Raw genomic sequence first — 20,050 nt, 5'->3', positions numbered from 1 at the left:
GTAGTTAGGGCCATTAATTGATCGTGTTGTTCATTACGTACTGTCGTTATAAACACCAAGAATGCGCGTAGCTACTGATAGCCTCTTGCCTGTAGACCAAATAATTCAGCGTACCGCCCATCTTTTTCTAAAAGTTCGTAGTGGCTGCCAATTTCGAGCAGCGTTCCGTTTTCAAGCACCAAAATCCGGTCAGCCATACGGACGGTGCTGAACCGGTGCGATATAATGACGGACGAATGCCCTTCGGTCAATTTATTGAATCGCTGAAATACCTCATACTCAGCACGAGCGTCGAGAGCCGCCGTCGGTTCGTCGAGGATGACCAGCTGCGCGTCGCGCATGTAAGCCCGACCGAGTGCGATCTTTTGCCATTCGCCCCCCGACAGTTCGACCCCTTTGTTGAACGATCGTCCCAACTGTTGATCATACCCATCCGCAAGCTTAGCAATGACCGTGTCGGCCAGACTCCGTTGCGCGGAGGTTTCGATCTGTGGTTGATTGGTCCGTTCGTCAATATCGCCAACGGCAATGTTAACACCCGCCGACATTTTGAACCGCGTATAATCCTGAAAAATAACGCCGATATTCCGCCGAAGCGCCATCAGATCGTACTCGCGAAGGTCATGACCATCGAGCAGAATGCGCCCTTCAGCCGGATCGTAAAGCCGGGCCAGCAACTTGACGAGCGTCGTTTTACCCGCCCCATTCTCGCCCACAAGTGCCAGTTTTTCGCCTACATGCAGGGTGAATGACAGATTACGCAAAGCCCATCGCTCCAAGTTCGTGTACTTGAAGCCGACATTTTCGAAGACGAAACCTTCACGAATCGGATTCGGAAAAGGACGCGACGTGCCGGGCGAATGAATCGTAGGCTGAATAGCGAAATAGTCGAACAGGTCCTGTAGATAGATCGCTTCCTGGGTCAGACTGCTGAATTGAAGCAGAATGCCTTCCAGCGAACCACGTACCTGACGGAACGAACCCGCCAGAAAGGTCAAATCCCCCAGCGAAATCTGACCCGTAACGGCCCGCATCACGATCCAGACGTAAGCACCGTAGTAACCCGCCGTACCGAGCGCCGTGAGCACCACGCCCCACCCCGCCCGACTAATGGCCAGTGAGCGATTTTTAGTAAAATATTCCCACGATAAGCTCCTGAATCGGTCAATCAGAAACCCGGACAGACCAAAGATCTTCACCTCTTTAGCGGTTTCATCGCTCGCACCGATGTAGCGCAGGTAGTCAAGTTCGCGCCGTTCGGGTGTCCACGAACGCGACAGTGAATAACTGCGCTGGTTGAAGTAATTATCGCCAATGAACGACGGCGTCACGGCCACCAGAATCAGCAGGAGCAGCCAAGGGTTGTAGACCGCCAGACCAGCCGCCAGAAAAGCGACCGAAATCAGCTCCTGCACCTGACCGAATACGCCGGATAACAACACCGTTCGACCCGAGGTTTGCCGCCGGGCGCGTTCAAGTTTATCGTAGAATGTTGCATCTTCAAATTGTTCCAGATCGAGCGTAGCCGCGTGTTCCATCAGCCGGATGGATATTCGATTGGCGAACAAATCGCCCAGTAAGCCATCCAGTAACGCAACGGCCCGCCCCAGCGCCGTCGATACAATGGCTAGCCCAAACTCGGCCGCCACCAGCCACCATAAGTAGTGTATATCGTCAGTCGATGAGCCAGCGGCCTGTTTGTTCAGCGCAACGATGTGGTCAATAATGAGTTTGCCAACGTACAGCGTTGCCGCTGGAATGGCCGCCCGAATCAGACGCAGCCCCGCATTTCCCAGAAATAAAGCGGGGGAAACTTCCCACACCAGGCGGAAAAAAGCGGGTAAATTTCCGAGGGCAGCGAAGCGTTCGCGCCAGCTTATTTGTTCCTTAGTATCAGTAGTGTTAGCTTGTGGAGTTACTCGTTTTCCCATATACACAAGAGACAAGTGCAGCTGTGGATTAGTTCATCGAAACCGGTCGCCCGAAACTTCCCGAATACGTTCGTGATCGGATGCAGCCTATTAACCTTTGTGGCTTCATGATTGATTGTACTACCGGGTCGGTACAACGGGCTAAACTCACCGGATTCTTCGTCGGAAGTCTTGTCAGTCGGTTCTTTCGCTGTAGCTTCGTTTCCTGGAACCTATCCGCCGTGGTCGATATCAGTTGCGGAAGTGTATTCGATACGCCATATCTTGGAGATTTGGCGTATCGAATACACTTCCGCAACTGATACTGCCAATCATCACCTTTATACTCTATGAAATTGCGCTTTTCACGACTGATTCTGTGCCTCACCCTACTCATAGCCCCCGACACCAGGGTCTGGAGTGCTGCATTTCCCGGTGATGGCCCATCTGGTATTCGCTTTTTCAAGGGCTCCTGGAAAGATGTATTGGCCGAAGCCAAACGTCAGAATAAACCTGTGTTTCTCGATGTCTACACGACCTGGTGTCCGCCCTGCAAGCGAATGGCCAGAGAAGCATTCCCTAATCCAGCGATCGGGGCCAAATTCAATGTGCATTTTATCAATTACCAAATCGACGCTGAGAAGGGCGAGGGCTTTACGCTGGCTAAACAGTATAATGTGACAAGTTACCCAACGGCGCTCTACATTGCCCCTAATGGTGATTTACTGAATAAGCTGGTCGGCTACGGCGGCATCAAGGGCATGCTCGCTCAGGCCGATCAGATGCTGGCAATGCCCCGAATTCGGGAAACCATTATCAAAGGCGACAAAGACTACGTTGATGGTCGGCGCGACCCAACCTTTCTAAAAAAGTATGTACTGGCACGGCAGGTAGCCAACCAGTCTACGAGTGATGCGCTGGACGCTTACCTCGACGCGCTACCGGAAGCGGAACGTCCGGCCGATGACACGCGCGCGCTGGTGGCCGGGGCCATTCAATCGGCGAACACGAAAGCATTCGACTACCTGCTTAAAAATCGACCCTCACCGCTTTCCTCCGATCCAGCCCAACAGGCACTGGCCAGTATTGTCTACAACGCGCTTTACCGGGTACTGGCCAATGATTTTAAGCAGGCATGTGCCGCCAGCGATGAGGCTCTGTTGGAAAAATTCATTATCAATAGCGAACGGAATGCAGCGTCCGGGAATCCGTTCGTGATCCATAAGGATGTACAGAAGCAGGAAGCAGCCAATGACTATCGGCTAACGTTTTACAAACAAACCGCAAACTTTGCGAAATACCGGGCAATCGCGGAGCCGATCGCTCAGCAATTGATGAGTCAATCAGTTACCGACTTGCATAAAAAGGATTCATCGCTGGCGGTGCAGATCAAACCGATGATGGCCTTTGTCCCTGATTCGCTCAAAAAGCAGCTGACCAGTACGCCGGAAAGCGAGCGACAAACCCAACATATTGCCTCCTGGAAGGTCGCTTACACACTCTCTGAAATAGCGGATACATACCGTCAGTTGGGATCAACCTCAACCGACTGGACTCTGGCACTGGCCTGGATAGCACGATCGATAGACTTGTACCGCACTCATCGTTACCTAAACGGATACGCACTTTTGCTTAAAAAGATTGGCCGTACCGATGATGCTATTACGGCACAGGAAGAAGCGATTCGTGAAGCGGGAAAAGCTGACTGGAATACAAGGCGTTACGAGAAGGAATTGGCAGAGATGCAACGCCAGTAGCGAACTGAAGCAGCGCATCTTCCGCACGCGATCTGTCCCAAGCCAGCGATTGATAACGTGCCCGGTCAATCCAGTTTGCGCTTAATTATACATTAAAATGATTTAATATCACAAAGCAACGCGTATTCTGTTTACGTATATAATCAGTTGTGCTTTAGTATCTTGTCGCATGGAAACGAATCGATTCACTAACTTCTTCGAAAAATTCGCGTCGAAGGCCACTCGAGCTACTGGTTCGTCAACTGCCTTTTTGCTGGCTTTACTGACTGTTATTATCTGGCTCATTACCGGACCCATTTTTGGCTATTCCGATACGTGGCAGCTGGTAATCAATACAGGCACGACCATCATCACGTTTTTGATGGTTTTTCTGATTCAGAAATCGCAGAATAAAGATTCGCTTGCCATGCAGATCAAGCTGAACGAGTTGATCGCGGTAAATCGGAAAGCCAGTAATCGACTGCTTAATGTCGAAGATCTGACCGAAGCAGAGCTTCATGCCTTACACGAGTTCTTCGGGCGACTGGCCGACCGTGCCAAAGCCGAAGCGACTCTCTCCGAATCGCATTCGATCGAAGAAGCCGAAGAAATTCACGAAGATAAAGTGGAAGAACTGGAACAGCGCCGGGAAGTCCGGAAGAAGGAAAAAGCCATTAAAAAACAGAAGATAAAAGCCTAACCTGCTAACAATCAGAAGCCCATTTTAACTTCCTGCCGCTCCCCCGAAACGGTCTGATCCTCCATGTTGAAGATGTCAGCCAGCGTCATCGGCTCCCGGGTTCGGTAGTCCATCCCCAGATTTGCAAGGAGTTCATTGGCTTTGTCGGCGGCCAGTTTACCGAACGCATAATCGACCATCAGTCGTCCTTTTCGCAGCAGGGCTTTGTCGAGAAGATGCTTACTGGCATTGAAGGTCGCAATTACCTGAATGTGCATACAATCGGCCAGTAGCCCATCGGTCAGATTCAGAATGTTTGACACACTGTTTGTGTCACCACCAGCTTCGCGCGATTGAAGAATGCGCTCGGCATCTTCGATGATCAGCACCGAATCTTTATTATCCAGCAGAAACGGAATGATCTCCGGCGAAGTCAGGTAATTGGTCATGTAAGGCGGCAAAATGAGCATATCCTTTTTGACCAGCGAACTCAGATGTTTGATGTATGTCGTCTTGCCGGTTCCGGGTTCTCCGTGAAGCAAAATCAGCCCCTTGCTTTTGGGCTGACCCAACAGCGTTACTAACCGCTCATGAACGGGCAGAAAATCTTCGTTATAGTGTAAGTCGAGATTGATATCGGGCGGCAGAATTTCGACACGCTCCGTATGCAACCCACCTAATCCACTTTGGATCAGATAAATATGCGTCTGATTTTCTTCGTGAACGTATTTATGATCCTGAAACCCCTGAAGCAAATTCCGGGCAGCTACTTCATCGCGGTAGAATCCGTACAATCGAAAGAAGCGTTCGCCGACAAACTCCGCTTTCAACACAACGCCATCGCTATGCTGATAGATACGCTCTATCGTATGCCACCCATCATCGGTAACACGGGTAGACAGATTGATCTGGTTAAAGCCCCGTTCATCCAATAGCGCCCGTGCCGACGGCTTGAAATCGTCGTTGAAATGCAGATAGTTCGGGTAGCTGCCAAATGCCTGCACAAAGTGCGGAGCCATCGGAAACTCACGGTCAAGATCGCTGGGGATGTACAAATTCTGAATCGTTTGTTGACTGGTCATACGACTATCGGCCGTCAGGTAGCGGAACATCTCGGCTTTGGAAAACTCTTCCTGAGGTTTCAAGCAGGCTTTAGATTACGGTTTTACGGTACTAAATTACCTTAAAATTAATGAATAGCCTACTTTAAGTAATAGTTTGCCTTAATTGTAGCGGGTAACAGCCATGGCTAATAGGAAAACTTAAGTAATCCCGGCGAAAAGCGAAACATAATTTCGTGTACACTTTTCTCATAATACTGGTTCGATAGCGGACTTTCGGGGGTTTGCGAATTGAAGATGTACCCAAGCCGAATCGATTTTGTTAGCTGATATTCAGCCAGCGCCTGAATATAATTCGTCTGAATAATACCCGGACTATTACTGCGGTAGGATGCGCCAAGTCCAAATTCTTCGCTGAACCAGATCCGGGCATTGATGTCAACACCAACCGGACGACCTTCTATTTTCGATACCAGGATCGACGGAATCAGGACCGTTCCTTCATCGATGGTCAGCTTTGTTCCCAGATTCACCATGATTGGCCGCACTGCTGGATACAAGGTTTGCCCGGCAATGTTCACCCCTCTCGACACGACCTCAGGCATGGAAATACCCCCGAAGAAATGCTCAGAATCGTAATAAACGCCGATCCCGAAACTCCCGACGGCACGATTCAGGCTCGATGCGCTCGTAAAGTCATACACCGGTAACACGTTAACTCCACCCTGTACACCGATCGCCAGTTTGGCCAGTGCGGGCAGGTTGAAGCGGTAGGCGACACTCCCGTACACACCCGTAGCGGCCAGCAAGCCCATCCGGTCGTTCAGCGCTTGAAACCCTAACCCAATCCGCCCGTTATTGATAGCCCCATCACCGGAAACGCTTTGCGTTAAGGGAGCGTTGCGGGCCGAGATCCATTTGCGCCGTAGAAAAGCGGACAGATGAAACGATTCGCGCATACCCGCGTATGCCGGATTGATACTCAACGGGTTGACCAGGTATTGCGAATAAAGTACTTCGCGCTGCGACAGAGCCGGACGGGCAACGAACATCGCAAACCCGATAGCAACGAGACAAAGGATCCTACTACGGATACGAACAGACATAGGTCATTAACGAATAGGAGGCCAAATTGCGGGGTTTTGTTATAAAAACCTAATCCGTCTTGCCAGTAAGCCGTACGCTCATGGGCATCCGAATAGGGTTGCTATTGCAGCGATAGAATCTTGATTTCGGTACGGCGGTTTTGCTGATGCTCATCGTCCGGACAGTTAACACCATCTTTACAATCGTTCAGCAGCAGGCTTTCGCCATAGCCTCTGGCTACCATCCGTTTGGCAGCAATGCCTTTTTTCTTTAGATAAACGACCGCAGCCTGTGCCCGATTGGCCGATAACGTGTTGTTATATTGCGCCGTAGCCCGGCTATCCGTATGCGACCGCATTTCAATTTTCATGCTCGGATACTTCATCATCAGCTCCACCACCTTATCGAGTTCCAGCGCAGCATCAGTACGGATGTTCGATTTATTGATATCGTAATAGATGTTATCGATTTTGATGATGTCTCCCTTTTTGAACATTACCAAATCAGTAGAACCCCAACCGTCTTTGGCGATTTTTCCGCCGGTAGTGCCCATGTTATTCTTTATCGCTTCGATCGAATAGTCACAATCCGATTGCACGGTAAATTCATAGCGACCATCGTCACCCGTCATCGTTTGCTGTAATGCTCCGTTGCACATATTTACCAGCACTACATTCACGCCCTTGATCGGCATTCTATCGGCCTGACTAGTAACGATACCCCGCACTGTGCTGGCCGTAGTTGCCGAAGCCCCGCCTGATCGGCTTAGGGGTATAGCTAACCGAGACGGTTGATCGTCGGCCAGATCGCGTGTTGAGAAGCCGACCTTATTATCGGAGTACCCCTCCCGACTAGCCAGAAATTTAACATCGCTATCGGCATCGAGGCAAAGGCGCATCAGTCCGTCGGCGTCCGTTTTCAGTTGCTTTTCGTTGTTTTTCCCACCATTATCGACAACCACAGACGCATTCGCTACGGGCTCTTTCGAGTCGGCATCGAACACGCTGACGGTAAGCTCCCGACACGGATACATAGGCCCTTCACGCGTGAATCGGTACACGTCATCATCGGCACCCCCATTTTTGCGATTACTACTGAAATAACCCGTCTTCCGATCGGCGTTCGTTATAATGCCGAAGTCATCCTGTGATGAATTCAGGGGCTCCCCCAGGTTACGTACGCTTTTGACGTGCTGCCCGTCGTCGCTCAGCTGGACATAAAACATATCCAGACCACCCAATCCGGGCTGACCATCCGACGCCATGTAGAGGTGGCCTGCTTCATCGACGGAGGGAAACAGTTCATTCCCTTTCGTATTTATTTTGTCGCCCAGATTAACGGGTTCCGACCATGTACCGCCAAGCCATTTGGCTACATAAATATCCGTTCCACCGAAACCGCCGGGCCGGTCAGATGCGAAATACAGAAGCTTATCGTCCGGCGACAGGGCGGGGTGCCCCGTTGAATAATTGTCGCTATTAAAGGGTAATTCTTCGACCTTGCCCCAATAGCCATCTGTCTGCGTTGCCGCGTACAGCTTTAGCTTGTTGACGCCATCGGTACTTTTTCGGAACTTACCGTTATTGTAGTTATTGCGCGTAAAAATGATCCGACTGCCATCCTGCGTAAACGTGGCCGGACCTTCGTGGTACTTGGTGTTCAACGTCTGACTAAAGCGATCCGATGGATTAACGGCCTCATCCGTATAACCCAACCCGGCGTTGATGTTGTTGCTCCCGAAGAAGCCAATTGTCCGTGTATCATTCGCCGTTTGCGTCGTATAATCGTCGCTGCCCAATGACCGGACCAGTACCGTCTTTGTCCTTTTACTGGCTTTCGGCACTGACCCACCAACCCTGGAAGCCGATGAACCACGCAGGTCTTTGGCTTCCGGTAGATAAAACAAATCCAGATACGGCGTGCTATTCCAGTTGAAGACACGCTTGATGCCGTTAGGTTCCCCCGCCGAAACGAATACTAACCCGCCTTTGTACAGCATGGGGCTGAACTCAGCTTTGCGCGTATTTAATGTCAAGAATTCGATCTTGTAGCTATCCGTATTGCTGGTTAGCGGAGTTACATCACGATAGAGTTTTGAAAAGGTTTGGCCCCTTTTGTCATCGGGTTGCACGTTGGTGTATTTATCGTACATCGACTGCGCTTCCCTGTATTTCCCGTTACTCGCCAGAGCCTGGGCATAATATAGATAACATTGCGCATGGTCAGGGCCAAACTCACCTTCATTCAGCAGGTCACGGTACACCCGCTCGGCATTCTGCGTGTCGTGCGTCTGATGATAACTATAGCCCAGCTTAATTTTAGCCGCCCGTCGTTCGCTTTCCGACAGCGACGCAGAACGGGTCAAAGCCTGCTCATACAAATCGATGGCCTGTGCGTACGCCATTTGGTCGAACTGTCGGTCGGCCTGTTTACTAAGTGACTGCGCTATCAGCGATCCGTTCAGCAGAAGTAACAGACCAAAAAGCGAGCAAATTTGTGTCATAGATAAGGGTTAGGTTAAGGCTTTTTCAAACGAGCCAGACTAGACGAATACGTGTTACGGATCAATAGTAAGCCAACACCAAGCCGTAAGTGGCAAGGTCACAATTAAAAAGGCGTACCATAAAAGAAGCTAGAGCCAGTCTTTCATCATACGCCTTCCTGCTTTTTCTGCATCACTAGAAATAGCGCGGAGTCAGAATACGGTTTTTACCGAAACCAAATTCGTAGCGAATCATGATTTCGTGCGAACTCGGCGCAATATCCTTGAAGTTGTTCATCGTCCGGTCGTAGGCGTAACCGAAGCGTAGCTGGTCGTTTAACTGTACCTCCAGCATACCGATAATGGCATCTGTACCGACGGCACTCCAGTCCGAAAACTGGTTCCGGCGGATGGATGCACCAATAGCGATCCGATCCGCAAACCAGAAATTGATATTACCATCGAACCCCAACGGGGCTCCTTCCGCGTATTTGACCAGCATCGATGGCTTCATCTTGACGACCGGACTGATACCGATTACGAACCCGGCTGCCAGATAGGCGTGGCGACGTTGCGTTGACACAACATTGCCGACATTATACTCTGTCAGTTTGTTTTTGATCAGACGCGGAACCGACAAACTCAGGTAGGAACGGTCGTTGCTCAGGTAGATACCGGTGCCAAAGTTGGGCAGTATTTTAGAGATGTTATTCGCAAAGGCCGGGTCGATCTGACCCGATCCGTCCGGTGTTGTTTTGATATCGGCCAGATTCACGTTATAGCTGGCAGCACCGGCCTGTAGTCCTAGTCCCAACGTAGTGCGGGCCCCTACCTTTATCCGGAAGGCATAGGACGCAAAGCCACCGGCCTCCTGTACAGGGCCATATTTATCCCCGTATAGTTGCAGCCCCACGCCAACCCGCTCCTGATTGAGGGGCATGTCCATCGTGAAGGTGGCCGTCTGCGGAGCACCCTCCACGCCTGTCCACTGGTTGCGGTAGAGTGCCGACATGCTCAGTACATCACGACTCCCCGCATACGCCGGGTTCAGGGCCATCATGTTGAACATGTACTGAGAGAACATCTTGTCCTGCTGCGCCCGAACCTGACGACTGCTTACCACAAGGATCAGCAGCAAGACGACTGCCCACTGTTTCATAAAAAGTTGTTTTAACATCGGTATTAGCGGTTAATCGTCATGTATCGTACAAATTTCCGACCGTCACTCGTCCTGATGACGTAGTAATAGGTACCATCAGGTAGCCCGTCATTCTCGGAGCCGACATTGATTCCGGTATTGGCCTTGCCATTCCAGTCGTTCTGATAATTGTCGCTCTTGTAGACGAGGTGTCCCCAGCGGTTATAGACTTCCAGACTGATTGTTACATTACCAAAACCACGAATGACGAACAGGTCATTGATGCCATCGCCGTTTGGCGAGAAGCCTTCCGGTATAAAGACCGCCGAACTCGGTGGCGTCAGGCTCAATGGGGTTGGTTCGCTCTCGTTCACGTCTGACGGATTACCGTTTCCGTTCAGATCGGCAATCAGTCCATTCGTCGAAACATCGGTTACGACGCCTGTTCTGTTGGTTGCCTGAGCAACTGCGGAGTTGAAGAACGTGGCCGTGCTGCCGTTGCTGCCCACATTGACTACAAACAGAATCGTATCGACTTTGCCAGCGGCCAGTATACTGGTGCTTTCGCCAAGCACCAGCAGGTGCTCCGCGTTGCCATCAAACCGATCGTTCAGTTTCAACTGGCTACCCGTCGATGTTGTGAAGGGTCCCCGCACAACCGTATATCGCGCCCCCGTCTGGCTATTGAAGACTTTCACCAGCGAGTCACTAACGCTGACACGCGTCAGCGTATCCGGACCGAAACTCTGTACGACAAACTGATACGTTACGTTGTAGCTGCCATCGGCCTGACGAGCCGTATCCCGAACAGCCTTGGCGATACCGATGCGCGAGTTCGACGGAAGATTGTTCAACGAAACCGGCGTTGGCTGGCTGTTGTTGCGCGGATCGAGGTCATTGTCCGGATCATCATTCGTTCCGGATGTCGATGTATCGGCAACGGCCACGTTGCCAGCCGTCTGCGCGGTGGCATAGGCTGTATTGTAGAACGTGACCGCACTGGCATTCTTCACATTCACCCGGACCGTAAAGGCAAGCCTTCTTGTTGCGCCTACGGGCAGCGTACTTAGGGAATCGACCAGCATTTTCGTTACAAGACCCTGTCCCGTATACGAGGTATCAGCTTTTAGTCCGGCATCTGTTGCTATCCCGATTCTATTGCTGACAATCAGTGCTCCACGTCCAAAGGTTTGCGATAGGTTATCAACGACCTGCACTTTCTGAAGCGGCACGGACCCCAGATTACTCAGCTTGATGGTATATACAACGTCATAGATCCCTTCAGCAACCAGTGTCGGACTACCCACCGATTTGGCAACACCCAGCAGTGCCGGTGGCAGATCGAAACGGACGCCTGTCGCCACAGATCCTTCGGGTTTGGGATCTAAGCCATTGTTCGATATATCCCGCACGGTCAGCGTTCTGTCGGCAGTGTAGCCCTGACCCGTGATTGACGAGTAGAAGGGACCGTTAGTACCGCTCGGCTTCACATTGACTGTTAGTAGTACCGTGTCCTGCTCACTGGCATTCAGGTAACTGGCATTCGTCAGCAGATCCGCGCTGCTGCCTCCATTGAAGCTGGCATTGGCTACGAGATGACTACCTGCACCGACCACCGGCGAACCAACAATGGAGAATGACGTTGGCGATGTAAAGGTTTTCACCAGACTATCGATCAGACTTACGCCGTAGAGTGCGACGTTACCAAAATTTCTGACGGTAGCTTTGTACGTAACATTGTAGCTGTTATCGGGCTGTCGTTCAACCTTTACGACGGCCAGGGCAACACCTATACGTGGTCCGTTTGACTGGCTGAGCGAGAATACAGTAAAGCTCGTGTTGTTCGTCGGATCACCGTCGTTATCAGGGTCTACATCACCACCGTCGACAGAACGGTCTTCGATTTTCGTTCCGTTACTGAGAGCCGATACGCTGGCGATGTTCCGGAATGTATTGGTCGTATCACCGGCTGTCCGTTTGACGGTCACATCGAGGAAGAACATCTGCGAACGACCCGGCACCAGATAGCTGGTCGAATCGAATAAGCTGGTATTCGTTCCCGTTCCGGTAAAGGCCGCATTCGCGTTCAGCGTAAAGTCTGCATTCGTTGTGCTGATGGTAGCCGCGCGGATTTGATTAGACCCAAAGACAGTCGCCAAGTCATCGACCACCTGAACCTGACGAAGCGTATCATTGCCGAAGTTCGTCACCACAAAACTGTACCTGACGTTGATCAGCGAGTCACCTGTCACTACCGGCGTGCCAACTACAGCTTTTGCCAGACCGATCACGCCCGTTCTGGCATCCGAGGTATCTTTCACCGTTACGCTCGATACGTTGTTCGCCAGGTTGGTGTCTTTGTTATCGAGGTACGTAATTTCAGCGGTATTGACAACCTCTCCTTTTGCGGTCAACCGAGCTGAGAAAACGATCGACTCGGTCTTGCCAACCGGCAGACTATCGATACGTTTCCTGATGATACCATTTGTCAATGAATAGGTTGGTGGTAAGCCCGGTACAAGTTCCAGTCCTTTAGGCAATACGTCGCGCACATCGACATTGTAGGCCGTATGCATACCGTTGTTGCTTACTGTGATGGTGTAGGTAACGGTCTCGCCCCGCTTCACAACCGATTTGTTCGCAGTTTTAACGATGCTTACATCGGTATTGAGCGTATCGGCGGCACAGTTAAAGACTTTCACCTCTACCTTGGCCGGTGTGCTCAGGCAACCCGTTGCCCCCCGCTCAACGACCCAATAGGTCCCTTCGCCAACCGAATCTGGCCGGATCACGATGTTTGAGGTAACACACGCACAAATCCGATAGCTGTAGGAACTGCCTGCCGTTGTGGCGGAAAGTGCTTTGGTCAGGTTGACAATTTTAGCCGGACATTCATTGCGCAGGTTCGTGACCAGCGGAGGCAGCACAGGATCAGCTACGTTGACAACAACGTTCTCCGACTTCACTGAGCTACATCCCTGCGCATCCAGCACCTGAACGCTGTAGACACCACTCGTTTTGACAACAATTGTCTGCGTAGTCGCTTTGGTACTCCACAGGTAACTCGTGGCGCCATCCGATGCCCTCAGGCGTACCGAATCCCCGTAGCACAGGCTCGTGGAGCCAATGACGGTTATAACCGGAACCGTTTTAGCGCCACCAACCGTCAGTACCATCTCGTCCTGCGCAACCGGGCAAGACGTGTTGTTGGTACTGGCCGAAAGCGTCAGCGTTACTTTACCCGCCGTTATATCCCCAGCACTGGCCGTATAGGTAGCGTTTAGTGAATATGGATTATCGAACGTACCGGTGCCACTGGTTTTCCAGTAGGCGGTTTTAGCCGCTCCGCCAATCTTACCCGTCAGTTGATACGACTTAGCGGCACAAATGCTGGCGTCAGCACCCGCATCGGCCACCGCCGGATTTTTGCTATCGCAGGGCGTTTGCTCAGTACAGGTATTGATCTGCACGTGAACTATAGCAGGTAGACTGTAGCAACCCGTCGTGGTTTTCTCGACAACGTAATAGGTGCCCATACCGACAGTCGTTGGGCTGACAACTCTCGACCCACTGCTCAGCGACGCGTTGGTGTAGTACTCAAAGACACCACCGGTTGTAGCCGCGGCACTCGTTACCGCCGTTCTTAAATCGACAGTATTGAATGGACACGTATTCGTCTTATCGACCACCGACGGCTGCGGAATCTTCGGCAAAACGGTGATCGTTACCCGGTTCGATGGGTTACTTACGCACTGAGTCGATCCCGTACAACGCGCGGTATAGGTTGCACTGGTAGTCAGCGTCACGGTTATGGATCGACCAATCTGATCATTCGACCAGACCACAGATGTATTGTCCGGACAGCCGGTAGCGGTCAGCGAAATGGGCGTTCCGGAACAAACAGTAGCACTCGCGGTGGAGCCGACGACCGAAACGACCGGTGCAACCGGCGTACCAACCTGAATGGTATTGGCAGCCGACCACTCACTGGTGCACTCGCCAACTTTACATTTGACGCGGTATTGTGTCGTACTGATCGGTGTTACCGTCAACACGCTTCCCGTTGTGCTGGCTGGATCAGACCAGACATAGGTTCCGGCACTGCAACCGGTGGCCGTCAACGAAACCGTTTCGCCGATACAAGCCACGGGTTTGTTGACCGCTATCGACGGAATGTTTGGCGTTCCCAGTTTAATAGCAATACTGCTCGATGGGGTGCTGACGCAGCCGTCAAGTGTACAGGTTGCCGTTATCGCCAGATCGCTGTTTGCAACGGTTTCGATGCGCTGACCAACCAGCCCAATGCTCCAGTTCACAATACCGCTTTCGCAGCCAACCGCCGTCAGCGCCACTCTTGACCCATAACATACCGTTTTCGATGCCGTTGAACTCAATAGTGGTGGTGCAACCGACCGCACGTTTATTTTAGCACCCGCCAGATCCAGCTCGGCGCAGACGTTCTTATCCGCGACAAGTTTCAGCACGTCCGTGGCGCTGGTTATACCCGGCTTGATGATCGACAGATCCAGGTAATTTCTATCAGCCGGATTCGGATTATAGACGAATGTATGAATGGTGTACTCCGCTGTTTGTGCCGCTACCGTGAAATTCGGCGTTGCGCTGGTCTGATCGATGATCAAGCCTGTCCCTTTTGTCAGCACATAGAGTACCGAGTAACCCGTAGGCATTACCAGACCGCCACCTGGCGTTGCCGCAACCGTAACCGTCGTACTCGTTCCAATGCAGACTGATGGGCTTACCGCTAGCAGTGTTCCCGTTTTGGCGGTGCAGTTGACCTTATTGACGGTGATGCTGTTCGACGGTTCGCTCAGGCAGTCATGGAATTTACACTGGGCATAATAGGTCTGGATGCCATCGGGCTGGACGACCAAAACAGACCCTTTGTTGTTACCGGTACGATCATTCGCCGACCAGATGACCTCACCCACACAACCCGTTGCCGTCAGCGTGATCAATCCTCCCGGCGCAACTGACGTCGCCGATGCCACTATGGTTGGGGCCGCAATCGGAACAACCGTAACCGTATAGGCTCTAGATACCGTACTGCGACAAATACCATCCTGGCAGTAGACCGTATACGATGTGGTTACCGTCGGAGAAACGGTAATACTGGTCGTCGTTTCGTTCGTACTCCAGTGTGGGGTGCCCTGGCAATTGCTTACGCTCAGCTTCACCTTTTCACCGGGGCAGATCGTATCCGCGCTACAGACGCACCGGGTAATGACCGGCGTTGGTGTTGCCGTTACATTGATCGTAACAACGTTCGACTGACCGGTAGCACAGGCGGTGCTGTTTACTGGTTTACAAACCGCATAGAACGTCTTGTTCGTTGTCGTAGCCGTCACTGATACCACTACTCCACGTTGCCCATCTGACCAGATCACGTCACCCGAGCAGCCCGTTGCCGTCAGTGACACGATACCGCTGTTGCAGATAGACAATGAGGAAGCCGCGATCGTTGGGGGGGTGCCCGCCGAGGTCGTAACCGTTATGCGGATTCTGTTCGATGGGCTACTTTCACACGTACCGACTTTACAGGTTGCGTAATAATCTTTCGTTTCAGTCGGCAGGATTTGAGCAATTGCGCCAACCTTATCCGCACCGTACCATTTCACGGTTCCGTTGCAACCCGTTGCGGTGAGCGAAACCAGCTGGCCGCTGCATACGAGCGATTTATCCGTTTTGATGATCGGAGCCGATGGCGATACAACGGTAATGGCTACTGAATTCGATGGATCACTCAGGCAGTTGTCATTCGTTTTGCACTGGGCGTAATAGCTGATGCTAGCCTCAGGATACACCGAAATACTTGAACCCGTCTGCTTATCGCTCCACAGAACTGTGCCGGTACAGCCGTCAGCCGTCAATACCACTTTCCCTTTCACACAGGTCGTATCGGTGTCAGCACTAACCGTTGGTGGTACTGCGGGTACCACTTGAACAGTGAGCGTCGGGGATGCTTTGCTTGCGCATGATCCGGTGCGGCAATAGACGGTGTAGCTATTGTTGCCTGTCGTTGGCGCAACGATAATACTGCTCGTCGTTGCGGTTGTTGTATTCCAGACGGGCGTACCGACGCAGTTCGTTACGGTCAGCGTTACTTGTTTGCCTGGACAAACGGCGGTAGCACTGGCCGTAATTGTCGGCGTCGGCGAATCCGTTGCGATATCAATGGTTTTCGTGGCCGGCTTGCTTAGGCAGCTACCAATCCAGCATTGTGCCGTGTAAGTTGTCTTCGTATACGGATTGACGACGATCGAAGGTCCGATCTGCGCTCCTTCCGACCACTCGATAACACCACCTGCACAACCCGTTGCCGTCAGCGTTACGGAACCGCCGGGACATACGATAGCAGCACTGGCTACGAGGGTTGGTATCTGTGGATCACTCACAGTAATGGTAACCAGATTCGAAGCAGCACTAATGCAACCGCCACTTGCCACACAACTGGCCGAATAAGTCGTCGTTACAATCGGCTTCACATTGATCGTCAGGCCCGTCTGACCATCGGACCATCGGACGGTGCCCGTTGCACAGCCCGTCGCTTTCAGCGTGGTGGTTTCATCTCGGCAGATGTCCGTAACTGCGCAGGTGATGGAAGGAGGCTGTACCGTACAGGTTCCTACCGGTACGACTACGGTTGAGGTATCGTTTAGCGCGAACTTGGGATCGTTATTCGTACCACTGATGATTGCCGTGTTCCTGATCGCTCCGGTACTGGTTATCGTCGCTTCGATCGATAGTGTACGGTTCAGGCCGGGTGTTAACGTACCAATGGTCCAGACGCCTGTAGCCGCGTTGTATTCGCCAGCCGGACTGGCGCTACCAAAGGTCAATGTTGCCGGCAACAGATCGTTCACTTTCACGTCTGTCCCTGCCAGCGGACCATTATTCGAAGCGGTTATCAAGTAGGTGACTTTCTGACCTACGCTATACGGACCGGCAGTCACGATATTTTTCACTACGGCTAAATCGGCCAGCGTCTGGCACGCGGTGACGGTTACCGTTACCGGTGTGCGGGCAGCACTGGTGCAGTTGTCAGCACTTACCGTTTCGGCATAGTATGTATTGGCGCCGACCAAAGCGGGCTTCACCGTTACTTTGGCTCCGCTTTCTGTAGTCGTAAGCAGGATACCGGACTGATCATACCAATTAATTCGTGCATTTGGCGCATAAGCGACCAGCTTCGTCGATCCACCCTGGCACAGTGAAACCTCGTCCGGTGCAGCATTGACAGGCGCTTCGGGACGCTTACTGATTTTCAGGATAACCGAACTGGCCGATGCAGTACAAACTCCATCCGGATCATCTGTGGTAGCCGTAATCAGTACTGTACCACTGGTTGCGTCGGTCAGAGACGGTGTGTATATATTCGTCAGGCCGGTTGGTGCGCTAAATGTACCCGTGCCCGTCGATGTCCAGGTTACGCTCGTGGCCGATCCGGAAATCGTTGCTTTCAGCGTGACCGGATTGATGGCACAGGTCGTTAGTCCCGAACTCAGCTGTACAGCAGCCGGATTCGGGCAGCCACAATTTGTCACCTCAACCGTTACTACGGCTGGACTACTGTAGCAACTCTCGCCAGAACGGGCATACAGATAATATTGCCCTGCTCCTACTGTGGTCAGGTTTGTTACGCGTGTAGTCTGCGAACGAGCCGGGCTTGTATACCACTCATACGTTAAAGCCGGATTGTCATTGGTAACAGCCACGGTGGCCAGATTAACGGTTTGCGCAGGGCATGTGTTTCTGACAGTTCCCTGAACGATTGGCGTCTGAACAAGATTCACTGTCACGACAATTGGCTTACGAGCACTAGTGCAACCGTTGGCCGATGCTTCGACAAAATATGTGGTCGTTACCGTCGGGTTTACGGTTACCGGAATCCCGCTGGTAACACTGGCAACGGGTGTGCCACCTGTCTGCGTCAGGTAGTAGGAAAGCTTTACGTCGGCAACCGGGCTGAAGGCTGTCAATCGGGTCGAATCTCCGAAACACAGCACAGCGTCGCTGGAAGTTGTCAGACTAAAATCGGTCGAGCAAATTGAGTAATACCCAGCGTCGAGCGTTGAATTAAACTCGCCTGCGGCCAGTGTCACGGACTGTGTGATTCCCGTTATCGGGTCGGCATCACTATCCTTCATAGGATCGCCACCCTGATTAGCTACGGTAACAGTATAGCCCGATGGAGCGGTAAACCCCACTGAATAATTGATGGTATTGCCAGTTGACAGATCAGCGAAACTGTAAAAGCCCGATGAATTCGTCACTGCCGTTTGCGAGGATACGCCATTAATGAACAAGGTCACCTTTACGCCCGCCAGCGGACTATCTCCGGCGTTCTGGATTCCGTCTTTATTCGCATCGACAAAGACATAGTCCCCCAGGCTACCATAGGGCCCCTGAATAATTTCGATGTCGCAGCAATTCAGCGCTGAACAGCCATTGATCGTTGTTGTAAACCGGTAGTTGCCGGGGCTTTTGATCGTTAATGATGAATCGGCATTGATAACAGCTAACGAAGCAGCGACAGTCGCCAGCGTTTGGTCGTTACGATACCAGGTCACATTCTTGTAGCCCGATGGAATACTTACGGTAAACTCATCACCCGCATACCAGAAAATCGGCACAGAAAAACAGATAGCCGCATAGTCATCTTCAATCAGGCTATTATTATTGGGTTGGGAGTTCGAATCCGCCTGATCGACCGCGATTACTTCAGCCGTATTAAACCAGACACCACGATTTAGCACCGTGGCTTGCAACGTCAGAACGGCAGAGTCATTGGGCGCGATAGCCCGTAAACTCCAGAGGCCGCTGTCAGAAACATAAGTCCCTGTACCCCGAACCGTCGTAGCGGAACCCGCCACGTATGAAACGCCCCCAACGGGCAGTTGATCTTTTACGACAACATTGGTAGCGGTAGCTGAACCTGCTGCATTCCGTACAATGACCGTATAGGATATAACGTCGCCCAGTGCAGGGTTTTGCTTACTTATCTTTTTTGAAACGCTCAGATTAACCGTAGCAGACGACTGCGCCTGTGCCGAAAAAGCGCCCAATACCAGTAGCATCAGGCTAAGGCAAGCCGTTTTCATTCGCTGCCTGGATTGACCTAAAAAAGGGATGAACGCTATAAACGGCAACAGCAACTTTTTCAAGTTGCCTGGAATGGTAGAGCCTTTTAGTGCCGGATCCAGTTTTGGCCCCGTATCAGGCACTGGTCTCGGCAAGGCTAAGCGATATGATTGATTGAGTAAAGTTCTTTCATTCATTGGACGTTGTACGAAAAGCGTAAATTCTTGGTGCAGACACTTCGGCAGCGGATCTGTAGTCCGGAGAACCCGAAGATTTTTAGTTTGGGGAGTTCATAATCAGCCACTTTACCAGCATTACTTGTTGCTGCAAGCAACTTGACTTCGCGATCAGATTGATTCGATACACCCACCAACTTGTGAGTGATCAGCGGGTTTATTACCTGAGCGAGTTGGCTTTTAGTGCTCACAAAGCAACTCCCCACCAGTTTGGGAAACGGGTGAACTAAGGTCGATGAACAAATTTTGCGTAGCGTATAAGTTACTTTCATCTGCAACCTTGTCTGGGGCACTATATGGCAAAAAAAACTCCCTGGTTAGCACTTATTCAGACCCACAAACCAGTGATAGGTCACGCTTCAATTCATCGCTGACAGGGGCACCTTCTACCCGCAGTTATCAAACGAAAACTATGCCAATCATCCCGTTTATCTGATTAAATTCAGCTACATATGGGAAAACCTTATTGGTGTAAGTAGGTTAATTTGTCAGGATGGTTCATTTGTTAGCCATTTGCGTTGCAACTCATTGACGTTTTCACGAATAGCTTCACGGCAGATGGCTGTTCAGAATAGCGAAAACTATGCCAATCATCAGACCAACAGGATTAAGAAAGCTATTCT

General features: G+C 51.5%; 8 protein-coding genes. 2 read left to right on the top strand and 6 right to left on the bottom strand.

Annotated features, from left to right (window positions below; all coding sequences use genetic code 11):
• Positions 1–71 precede the first annotated feature (71 nt).
• Complete coding sequence (locus tag GK091_RS03960; protein WP_164035311.1) at positions 72–1,931, bottom strand: ABC transporter ATP-binding protein; 1,860 nt, start codon at positions 1,929–1,931, stop codon at positions 72–74.
• Between the two features lie 329 nt (positions 1,932–2,260).
• Here GK091_RS03960 and GK091_RS03955 point away from each other — a divergent pair, with 329 nt between their 5' ends.
• On the top strand, positions 2,261–3,667 hold the full coding sequence (locus GK091_RS03955; protein ID WP_164035310.1) for a thioredoxin fold domain-containing protein: 1,407 nt from the start codon (positions 2,261–2,263) through the stop codon (positions 3,665–3,667).
• Positions 3,668–3,836: 169 nt separating this feature from the next.
• Positions 3,837–4,346 (top strand): low affinity iron permease family protein, encoded by a 510-nt coding sequence (locus tag GK091_RS03950; protein ID WP_164035309.1) that lies wholly within the window; start codon positions 3,837–3,839, stop codon positions 4,344–4,346.
• 11 nt (positions 4,347–4,357) lie between these two features.
• Here the strand turns inward: GK091_RS03950 and GK091_RS03945 are convergent, their stop codons facing one another.
• From GK091_RS03945 to GK091_RS03925, 5 genes are all read right to left on the bottom strand, one after another.
• Complete coding sequence (locus tag GK091_RS03945) at positions 4,358–5,437, bottom strand: AAA family ATPase (RefSeq protein WP_164040546.1); 1,080 nt, start codon at positions 5,435–5,437, stop codon at positions 4,358–4,360.
• Positions 5,438–5,574: 137 nt separating this feature from the next.
• Positions 5,575–6,492 (bottom strand): PorP/SprF family type IX secretion system membrane protein, encoded by a 918-nt coding sequence (locus GK091_RS03940; RefSeq protein ID WP_164035308.1) that lies wholly within the window; start codon positions 6,490–6,492, stop codon positions 5,575–5,577.
• Between the two features lie 101 nt (positions 6,493–6,593).
• Positions 6,594–8,975 carry an OmpA family protein gene (locus tag GK091_RS03935; protein WP_164035307.1) on the bottom strand — a complete coding sequence of 794 codons (2,382 nt, stop codon included), beginning with the start codon at positions 8,973–8,975 and terminating at the stop codon, positions 6,594–6,596.
• A 175-nt stretch (positions 8,976–9,150) separates the two neighbouring features.
• The gene (locus GK091_RS03930; protein ID WP_164035306.1) at positions 9,151–10,131 is read right to left on the bottom strand and encodes a PorP/SprF family type IX secretion system membrane protein; all 981 of its coding nucleotides are present in this window, start codon (positions 10,129–10,131) and stop codon (positions 9,151–9,153) included.
• Between the two features lie 5 nt (positions 10,132–10,136).
• On the bottom strand, positions 10,137–19,211 hold the full coding sequence (locus GK091_RS03925) for an Ig-like domain-containing protein (protein WP_164035305.1): 9,075 nt from the start codon (positions 19,209–19,211) through the stop codon (positions 10,137–10,139).
• Between the last annotated feature and the right edge of the window lie 839 nt (positions 19,212–20,050).

Source organism: Spirosoma agri, from assembly GCF_010747415.1.
In the GTDB taxonomy this organism is placed as follows: domain Bacteria; phylum Bacteroidota; class Bacteroidia; order Cytophagales; family Spirosomataceae; genus Spirosoma; species Spirosoma agri.
The sequence above is the reverse complement of the archived record's forward strand: the minus strand, read 5'-3'. Positions and strand labels throughout refer to the sequence as shown.

Bases quoted from the DNA above. Each gene is read 5' to 3' on its own strand.
- GK091_RS03925 (WP_164035305.1), bottom strand. From the start codon at position 19,211: ATGAAAACGGCTTGCCTTAGCCTGATGCTACTGGTATTGGGCGCTTTT.
- GK091_RS03950 (WP_164035309.1), top strand. From the start codon at position 3,837: ATGGAAACGAATCGATTCACTAACTTCTTCGAAAAATTCGCGTCGAAG.
- GK091_RS03960 (WP_164035311.1), bottom strand. From the start codon at position 1,931: ATGGGAAAACGAGTAACTCCACAAGCTAACACTACTGATACTAAGGAA.
- GK091_RS03955 (WP_164035310.1), top strand. From the start codon at position 2,261: ATGAAATTGCGCTTTTCACGACTGATTCTGTGCCTCACCCTACTCATA.
- GK091_RS03935 (WP_164035307.1), bottom strand. From the start codon at position 8,975: ATGACACAAATTTGCTCGCTTTTTGGTCTGTTACTTCTGCTGAACGGA.
- GK091_RS03930 (WP_164035306.1), bottom strand. From the start codon at position 10,131: ATGTTAAAACAACTTTTTATGAAACAGTGGGCAGTCGTCTTGCTGCTG.
- GK091_RS03945 (WP_164040546.1), bottom strand. From the start codon at position 5,437: ATGTTCCGCTACCTGACGGCCGATAGTCGTATGACCAGTCAACAAACG.
- GK091_RS03940 (WP_164035308.1), bottom strand. From the start codon at position 6,492: ATGTCTGTTCGTATCCGTAGTAGGATCCTTTGTCTCGTTGCTATCGGG.